Source organism: Saccharomonospora halophila 8 (assembly GCF_000383775.1).
Lineage (GTDB): Bacteria > Actinomycetota > Actinomycetes > Mycobacteriales > Pseudonocardiaceae > Saccharomonospora > Saccharomonospora halophila.
The window spans coordinates 51532-59447 of the sequence record NZ_KB912485.1 but is presented as its reverse complement, the minus strand read 5'-3'; the positions used below and the strand labels follow the sequence as shown (position 1 = coordinate 59447).

The 7916-nt window shown below is 72.2% G+C and carries 8 protein-coding genes; 3 read left to right on the top strand and 5 right to left on the bottom strand.

Features of this window, described 5'->3' with window-relative positions; genetic code table 11:
• Positions 1-53 precede the first annotated feature (53 nt).
• Both SACHA_RS0102215 and SACHA_RS0102210 read right to left on the bottom strand, forming a co-directional pair.
• Positions 54-1703, bottom strand: a complete 1650-nt coding sequence (locus SACHA_RS0102215; protein WP_028662808.1) for an amidohydrolase — start codon at positions 1701-1703, stop codon at positions 54-56.
• A gap of 291 nt (positions 1704-1994) precedes the next feature.
• Positions 1995-2567, bottom strand: a complete 573-nt coding sequence (locus tag SACHA_RS0102210) for a QsdR family transcriptional regulator (RefSeq protein WP_019806858.1) — start codon at positions 2565-2567, stop codon at positions 1995-1997.
• Between the two features lie 148 nt (positions 2568-2715).
• Here SACHA_RS0102210 and SACHA_RS0102205 point away from each other — a divergent pair, with 148 nt between their 5' ends.
• Complete coding sequence (locus tag SACHA_RS0102205) at positions 2716-3492, top strand: hypothetical protein (RefSeq protein WP_019806856.1); 777 nt, start codon at positions 2716-2718, stop codon at positions 3490-3492.
• Here the strand turns inward: SACHA_RS0102205 and SACHA_RS0102200 are convergent.
• Positions 3489-4874: an MBL fold metallo-hydrolase gene (locus SACHA_RS0102200; RefSeq protein ID WP_019806853.1), complete on the bottom strand. Its 1386-nt coding sequence runs from the start codon at positions 4872-4874 to the stop codon at positions 3489-3491. The genes SACHA_RS0102205 and SACHA_RS0102200 overlap by 4 nt on opposite strands.
• A gap of 84 nt (positions 4875-4958) precedes the next feature.
• Between SACHA_RS0102200 and SACHA_RS0102195 the strand changes: the two genes are divergently transcribed.
• Positions 4959-5540: a class I SAM-dependent methyltransferase gene (locus tag SACHA_RS0102195; RefSeq protein WP_019806852.1), complete on the top strand. Its 582-nt coding sequence runs from the start codon at positions 4959-4961 to the stop codon at positions 5538-5540.
• Between the two features lie 81 nt (positions 5541-5621).
• Here the strand turns inward: SACHA_RS0102195 and SACHA_RS0102190 are convergent, their stop codons facing one another.
• Positions 5622-6494 (bottom strand): cytochrome c biogenesis CcdA family protein, encoded by an 873-nt coding sequence (locus SACHA_RS0102190; protein WP_019806850.1) that lies wholly within the window; start codon positions 6492-6494, stop codon positions 5622-5624.
• Entirely contained in the window at positions 6491-7240 is a 750-nt protein-coding gene (locus tag SACHA_RS0102185) for a DsbA family protein (protein ID WP_019806848.1), read from the bottom strand. The genes SACHA_RS0102190 and SACHA_RS0102185 overlap by 4 nt, the downstream gene beginning before the upstream one ends.
• A 33-nt stretch (positions 7241-7273) precedes the next feature.
• On the opposite strand from SACHA_RS0102185, the gene SACHA_RS0102180 reads away from it, so the two are divergent.
• Positions 7274-7828 (top strand): hypothetical protein, encoded by a 555-nt coding sequence (locus SACHA_RS0102180; protein ID WP_157601572.1) that lies wholly within the window; start codon positions 7274-7276, stop codon positions 7826-7828.
• Positions 7829-7916 lie beyond the last annotated feature (88 nt).

Below are 7916 nucleotides of genomic sequence, written 5' to 3'. Positions count from 1 at the left end.
GGCCCCGAGCGTCGACTCGCGGGCGCCGGATGGCGACTCGCGGGCGGCGGGGGTCAACTCGCGGGGCCGCCGGTGGTCCAGGTGAGGGTGTCGGCGCCGTGGACGGCGCGGCCCGCGACGAAGGTGGCCAGCACGTCGATGCCGTCGATCTCCGCGGAGTCCACCGTGGTGGGGTCGTCACCGAGCAGCACCAGGTCGGCCTGCATGCCCGGCCCGATCCGCCCGCGCCGATCCTCCTGACGGCAGGCGTAGGCGGCGTGGGTGGTGTAGGCGTGCAACGCCTCGGTCGCGTCGACCCGCTCGGACTCGGCGAGCACGAGCCCCGCCTTGGTGGTGCGCTCGACCATCGAGCGCATCCCGGCCAACGGCGCCCCGGTGCCCACGCACGGCCGGTCGGAGCTGCCGGGGACCCGCAGTCCGGCGTCCAGAAAGGACCGCTGCCGGTACAGCCACGGGATCCGGTCCGCACCGAGGGCGGAGTGCATCGTGTCGCCGATCTCGTACAGGAACCGGGCCTGTGGCACGGGAACGACGTCCAGAGCGGCCATTCTGGACAGATGCTCCGGGCGCACCATCGCGGAGTGCTCGATGCGGTGCCGCACGTCCGGGCGGGGCAGCTCCTTCTGCGCCTGCTCCAGCGTGTCCAGCGTCAGGTCGATGGCGCGGTCCCCGATGGCGTGGGCGGCGATCCGCCAGCCGCTACGGTGCGCGGCCAGCATCCGCTCCCGCAGCACGTCCGGGTCGTCGCCGAGCACGCCGAGGCCGCCCGCGCCGAGGAACGGCTCGGTCACCGCCGCCGTGCGGCTGCTCAGCGCACCGTCGGTGAAGATCTTCATCGGCCCGATCCGCAGGAAGTCGTCACCGAACCCGCTGCGCAGGCCGAGGTCGAGCCCGGTCTCCACGCCCACGGCCGCGTCGAACGGGTGCAGCACCTCGGTGGCGGGCATCAGCTCTACCCGCAGCGGCAGCTCGCCCTGCTGCCGGGCGAGCTGGTACGCGGCGGCCTCGGCGGGGCTGTGCCCGATCCAGCCGCCCGCGATGCCCGCCTCGGTGACGTGCGTGAGCCCCTCCCGCACGTACACCTCGGCCGCCCGCGTCACGGCCGCGGCCAGTTCCTCCACCGGGTAGGGCTTGACCAGCGCGTCCACCAGCTGTTGTGCCTGTTCGGCCAGCAGCCCGGTCGGCTCGCCGTCGGCGTCGCGTTCGACGACCCCGCCGTCCGGGACCCGCGCCGACCCGTCCAGCACCCCCGCCTTGTCCAGGACGGCGTCCGACGCCACGCACATGTGCGCCGAGCGGTGTTTGAGCCACACCGGACGGCCACCGCCCGCGCGTTCCAGCGCCGCGCGCTGGGGATGCCGCCCGAGCACGTAGTCGTCGTACCCGGAACCGACGACCCAGGCGTCCGAGGGCAACTCCGCTGCCCGTGCGGCCACCGCGTCGTACACCTCGTCGAGGCTGCGGCACGTCGACAGGTCCAGTTCGGCCAGCGACAGCCCGTACCACACCATGTGGTTGTGCGCGTCGGTGAAGCCGGGGGTGAGGGTCGCACCGCCCCCGTCGACGACGGCACGCGCGGGCAGATCCCGCACGTCGTCGTCGACACCCACGATCACGCCGCCGACCACCCCCACGGTGTGCGCACGCGGGTGGTCGGCACGCATCGTCAGCGCGCGGACGTCACGGAGCAGGAGATCGAGCACCGCCATTCCTCCCAGGGTCGTGAGTGAACACGGACGTCACGGCGCCGGATGCGGCACCGCACCCCGCCATTCACTCACGACCCCGGTCGACGGTGCGAGCGAGGTAGTTACGGTCCCGGGTCGCCGCCCGGCCGAGCCGCCCTCGCGCTCCCAGTCCCCTTCGAAGGTCTTTCACCTGTCGAAGGGCTCATCCCACCGCACCGGAGCCCACGCGGACCAGGGATCCGGCCGAAACGTGCGACCGCCGTCGCAGTCGTGCCGGAACGTTTCCGCACGGTGTCCGGCGACGGCTCACGGGGCGTCGGTGAGCAGCGCCCGCGCGGCCCGCTCCGCGGTGGCCGGGTCGAGGCGCCTGCCGTTGAGCAGTTCCGCGTACAGGGCGGACTCCACGATGCGCACGTAGAGGAACGCGAGGTCGTCCAGCTCGGTCGGCCGCCACGTCGGTGTGCGGTTCTCCAGCAGCACCGCCCGCTGCGCCGCCACCATCCGGCGGTGCACGCCCTCGGGGGTGTGGAACAGCACCCGGGTGGCCGTCTCCGGCTCGGCCCGCAGGAACGCGGTGAACGGTGCCGCGTTCCGCAGCTCGGCGGAGAACGACCGGGTCACCTCCAGCACGCCCTCGACCCCGGTACGCCCGCGCCTGCGGCGGGCCCGGGTGAGCAGGCGTTCCCCCAGTCGCCACAGCACGTCCCCCAGCACCGCGTCCCGCCGGTGCACCACCCGGTACAGCGTCGCCCGGCTCACGGCCAGGCTCGACGCGAGTGCGGGCATGTCGATCGAACCGTGCCGGAGGAAGTACCGGCAGCCGCCGTGGACGACCTGTTCGCGGCTGACCACCCGCCGGGCGTCCACCGACCGCGACATGAACAGCCTCCTCTCCGATGATCGGTGCGTCGGTGATAGCACAACGCGAGCGCCCACGGCATCGGGTGAACAACTACCCTGGAGCCGATCTCGAGCGGGTGTTGACGGTGTGTCGGGCCACGGGGTCCGCGAACGGAAGGGCACGGTTGTGCGGCACCACAGATCCGGATCGGCCCGGCCCCGAGGCGGGGTCGGGACCGTCCTCGCGCTGGTCGCGGCCCTGTCGCTGGTGGTGGGGTGCGAGGCGGACACCACGAATTCCGACGACGCGGACCCCGGGACGGCCGACAACGGCGCGAACGCGGAGTCCGGGCACCCGGATCCGGCGAAGCAGGAGCAGCGACACCCGACCCGGGCCGGGAGGACGGCCCTGTTCGACGGATCCGGCATGATCCGGTCGGATCTGGAGGTCCTCGACGAGGTGTCCGGCCGGTGCGAGGCCTCGCTGCTGAGCCCGGAGAACGAGCGGGCGCGGCGGTGCTTCACCAACGAGACGTCACTGGCGATGGACCCGTGCTTCGTCCCGGAGAACCCGTCCCCGGAACTCCTGCCGGATCCGGGCACCGGCACGGAGAGCGTCACGGACCAGACGGTACGGAACAACCCGGTGGAGACGGTCGCGGTCTGCCTGCGGGACCCGGCCGCCGAGGGCGCGGTGAAGGTCAACGTGCGCGACGACGACCCCTCCGGTGTCCGGGCCGACGTCGTCGATCCGTGGTGGTTCCTGGTGTTGGCCGACGGTACCCGGTGTGTGAAGGTGCTCGGTGTCGACGACCTCCGCGAGGATCTGCACCTCAGCTACCGCTGCGACGACGGGTTCCTGCACGGCCTGGTGGACGAGGACAAACGCATCTGGACCATCCACCACCGGAAGGCGGGCTCCGACGAGCTGAACCTGGCCTGGGTCCGCTCGGCCTGGGCTTAGGCCGACGGCGCCGGGGTGCGCTCCCCGGTCGTGACGGGAACGCCGGCTCCGGCCGCCTCCGGGTAGAGGCCGTTGATGTGCACGACGTCGTGGCCGGCACGTTCGAGCAGGCTCGCCGCGAGGGCCGACCGGTACCCGGAGCCGCAGTGCACCCACAGCCGCCGGTGCGGCACATCGGCCATCCTCGGCAGCAGTTCGTGCAGCGGCACGTGCACCGCGCCCTCGATGTGCCCGGCGTTGAACTCGTCGTCCCGACGCACGTCCAGCACGGTGGGCGCACGCCCGGCCGAGAACTCGGCGGCGAGGTCCCGCCACTCGACGCTGGGGTACGACGTCGTCGGGATGCCGTCGGCCAGATCCCGCGGCGGGTCGCCCAGAGCGACGTCGAGCCGGTCGATGCCGATGCGCGAGAGGTCCCGGATCGCGGCGCGCACGTCGGACTCCGGGCCCACGAGGGTCATCGGGTCCAGCCACGGCAGCGTCCACCCCAGGAACGTGGTGAACTGCGTGCCGTCGCCGTACTCGATGCTGACCGTGCCCTCCAGGTGGTTCGTGGCGAAGGCGACCCGGTTGCGCAGGTCGACCACCCATTCACCGCGGTCCAGGCGGCCGCGCAGCTCGCCGGTCGAGAGCGGTTCGGGCACCGTCAGGTCCGGCACGCTCGGCCCCATCCGGTTCAGCGGCCCCATGTGCGCGTAGTACGACGGGTAGTCGGTGAGGTTCGCGACGAGCTGGTCGACGAACCGGTCCTCGTCCGTCTCGGTCAGCGCGTGATTGTGCTCCCGCTGCTCGCCGATCGTCGAACTGTCGGCGGCGGTGGCCGGGCCGGACGAGCAGAAGCTGCCGAATCCGTGCGTCGGGTACAGCGTGGCGTGCTCGGAGACCTGCTCGGCCAGCCGCCGCGCCGACCGGAACTGCGCCCGCGTCAGTGCCACCGTCTTCTCCGGATCGACCAGGTCGGTGCGGCCCACCGACCCGTACAGCAGACTGCCCCCGGAGAACACGGCCTGCTCGCCGTCACCGTCGACGACGTAGGACAGGTGGTGCTCGGTGTGCCCGGGGGTGGCCACGGCGGTCAGCGTCATCCGTCCGATGTCGACCCGGTCGCCCGGCAGGATCCGCTGGTGCTCGTACTCCAGCCCCTCGGTCTCGCCGACCAGGTAGGTGGCGGAATGGCGCAGCGCGAGTTGCGGGCCGCCGGTGGCGTAGTCGTTGTGCAGGTGCGTCTCGGCGACGTGGCTGATCCGCACACCCCGCGCGCGGGCGAGCTCCTCGATCCGGTCGAAGTCCCGCTGCGGATCGACGACCAGGGCTTGCGCACCGTCGTGTACCAGGTAGCTGCGGTCCCCGAGTTGCTCGGTACGAATGACGTCGACGTCCATGAACGGTCATCCCTCGTCCGTCTGTGGCAGGCTCGGTGGTCGAATACCCGATGCCCGAACCGATAACCCGAGCGAGGAGGACCCGTGCCGCCCACCGATCCGTGCAGCTGGGACGAGCGCTACCGCGCCGATCCGTCCCCGTGGGGCGACGCGCCGGCGAGGACCATCCGCACGTATCTCGACGACGCGGTCCCCGGCACCGCCGTCGATCTCGCGTGCGGGGACGGCCGGCACGCCGCGTGGCTGCACTCGAAAGGGTGGAAGGTGGCCGCCGTGGACTTCTCGCCGGTGGCCCTGGAGTCGGCACGGGACCGCTACGGCACGGACATCGACTGGCGACTCGGCGACGCGACGACGTGGGAGCCCGCGCAGGCCGTCGACCTGGTGCTGGTCGGGTTCCTCCAGCTCCCGGCGACGGACCTGGTGCGCACGTTGCGCCGGGCCACGAGCTGGCTGGCCGACGGCGGAAGGCTGTTCTACCTGGGGCACGCCCGGGAGAACCACGAACGCGGGGCGGGCGGCCCGCCCGACCCGGACGTCATGCCGTCGGTCACCGATCTGGCCGAAGCGGCGGGCGGGCTGCGCGTCGACGCCCTGCGGCATGTGCTGCGGGACACCGACCACGGCACGGCGATCGACATCGTGCTCGACGTCCGGCGGTGGTGAACCACGCCGCCGCGCCGGTGGACGGTGTGCTCCCGGCGGCGCGGACCGGGTGATCGGCACCGCCGAAACGCACCGCCCGGCTCACTCGCGGGCCTGTCCGGCTCGCTCCGGTGCGCTCCCGTGGTCGGTCCCCTCCCGGCGCCGGGAGCGCACCATCCGCACGAGCACCATCGCCAGCGCCGCCAGCACCAGCACGAGCAGCACCACGACGTTGGACACCCGGCCGGTGAGTCCCTGCACCCATTCCTGAAGCGAGAACTGGGTGTCCACGCTGGTCAATCCGCCGAGGTTGGCCGTGCCCTCGGTGAACAGGAACAGCATCCCCACGCCGAGGAACAGCAGGCCCGAGATCAGGCTCGTCGTGTGCGTGCGCACGGGGCCGAGGGTGATCTCGCGACCCCGCAGCCACTGTCTGCGGCCGAGGTCGAAGCGATCCCACAGCAGGGCGAGCACGAACAGCGGCGCCGCCATCCCCAGCGCGTACAACGACATCAGGGCGCCCCCGTAGGTTGGATCCCCGCCCGCCGCGGACACGGTGAGCACGCTGCCCAGCAACGGCCCGGAGCAGAATCCCGCCAGCCCGTACACGGTGCCCAGGGCGAACACCGAGAAGCCGGACGAGATTCTGATCTTCGCGGCGGCGTTGCCCGCGGTGGTCGAGCCGAATCCCCGGCCGAGAATCATCAAGACACCGAGCACGATGAGCACCAGCCCGCCGACCAGGGTCACCGTGCCCCGGTACCGCGTCACCAGGGCCCCGACCGCCGCGACGCCCGCACCGAGCGGGATCAGCACGAGCGCCAGCCCGGCGTAGAACAGCACGGTGCGGCGGGCCAGCGCGCCGACCGTGTCGAACGCGTAGGCGAAGAACGACGGCAGCAGCAACGCCGAACACGGGCTCACCAGGGAGAGCAGACCTCCCAGGAAGGCCCCGAGCAGACCGACTTCGGTCATGCCTGCTTCGCGGCCTTCTCGATAACCTCGACGAACGTGTCGAGCGGCTGCGCGCCGAGGATGGGCTCTCCATTGATCACGAACGCCGGGGTGCTGGACACGCCGATCGAGCTACCCTCGCGCAGGTCCTTGTCGACCGGCTCGTCCAGGCTCGGGTCGTCCAGGTCGGCGGTGAACGTCTCCATGTCCGGCATCCCGACCTCACGGGCGTAGCCGAGGAGCTCCGCGCGCGTGAGGTCCGGGTGGCCACGCTCCGGGGAGTCCTCGAAGATGGCGCGGTGGTACTCCCAGAACCTGCCCTGCTCGGCGGCGGCGCGACCGGCGCGGGCGGCGGATTCCGACTGTTCCCCGAAGATCGGGAAGTCCCGCCACTCGATCCGCAGCTGCCCGGAGTCGACGTACCGGTCGATCAGCTCGGGTTCGATGTCCCGGCTGAACTTCGCGCAGAACGGGCACCTGTAGTCCGAGTACATCACCATCGTCACCGGGGCGTTGACGGGGCCGAGCGCCGTCGGGTCGCCCTCGTCGCGCCGGGCCAGGCCGGACAGCGGATTCTCGTCGGCACCGGCACTCCCCTGGTTCTGGGAGGCCGAGGGGGCCGACGGCCCGGCGGGTCGCGGCGCCGCGCTCTCCTCGCCGCCCGGCGGGGACACGACGAGATAGGTGATCAACCCGATCGCGGCCACCACGAGGACGGCCACCAGGGTGAGGTCGCGTTTCGACGTACGCCGCGACGTGTTCGGCATCGGCTCTCCCGGTCACTCCGTGTTTGAACTACTATGCAGCATAGTAAACACGCAGCCCCGAGCCGATTGGACACGCCCGTGGATCCGGTGCCGAACCCCGCCGAACCCACCACCCGCCCCCGCGCGGCCCGCTACGCCCGCGCGGGACTGATGGGCCTGCTCGCACTGCTGGCGGTGGGCATCCCGACCGACATCCTCGGCACCCCGCTGTTCACCCGGGAGATCCCGGTGCGCTGGTGGGAGTACCCGGTGCTGGCCGCCACGGCGGCGCTCACGTTCGCGTGGTTCGCGATCCAGGGCCCGCCGCCGTCCGACAAGGCCGAGCGCACGCCGTTGGCCGGGGTGGTGCTGACCGTGTTCGCGGTGGGGTGCCCGGTGTGCAACAAACTCGTCCTCGTGGCGCTGGGCACCTCCGGCGCGCTGGGACTGTGGGCACCGCTGCAACCGTTCCTGGCGGTGCTGTCCCTCGCCCTGCTAATGGCCGCCGTGGCCCAACGGTGGCGCCGCCGGGACTGCACCGACGACACCTGCTCGGCCGAGGGCGGCCCCGGTCAGAACGCGGCGCCGCCCGCCACCGCCAGGCAGTAGAACGCCACCGCCCCGGCGAAGACCGCGACCGAGGCCGCGGTGGGCACGAAGGTGAGCAGCGCCGCCAGGGCGTAGTCCACGCGGGCGG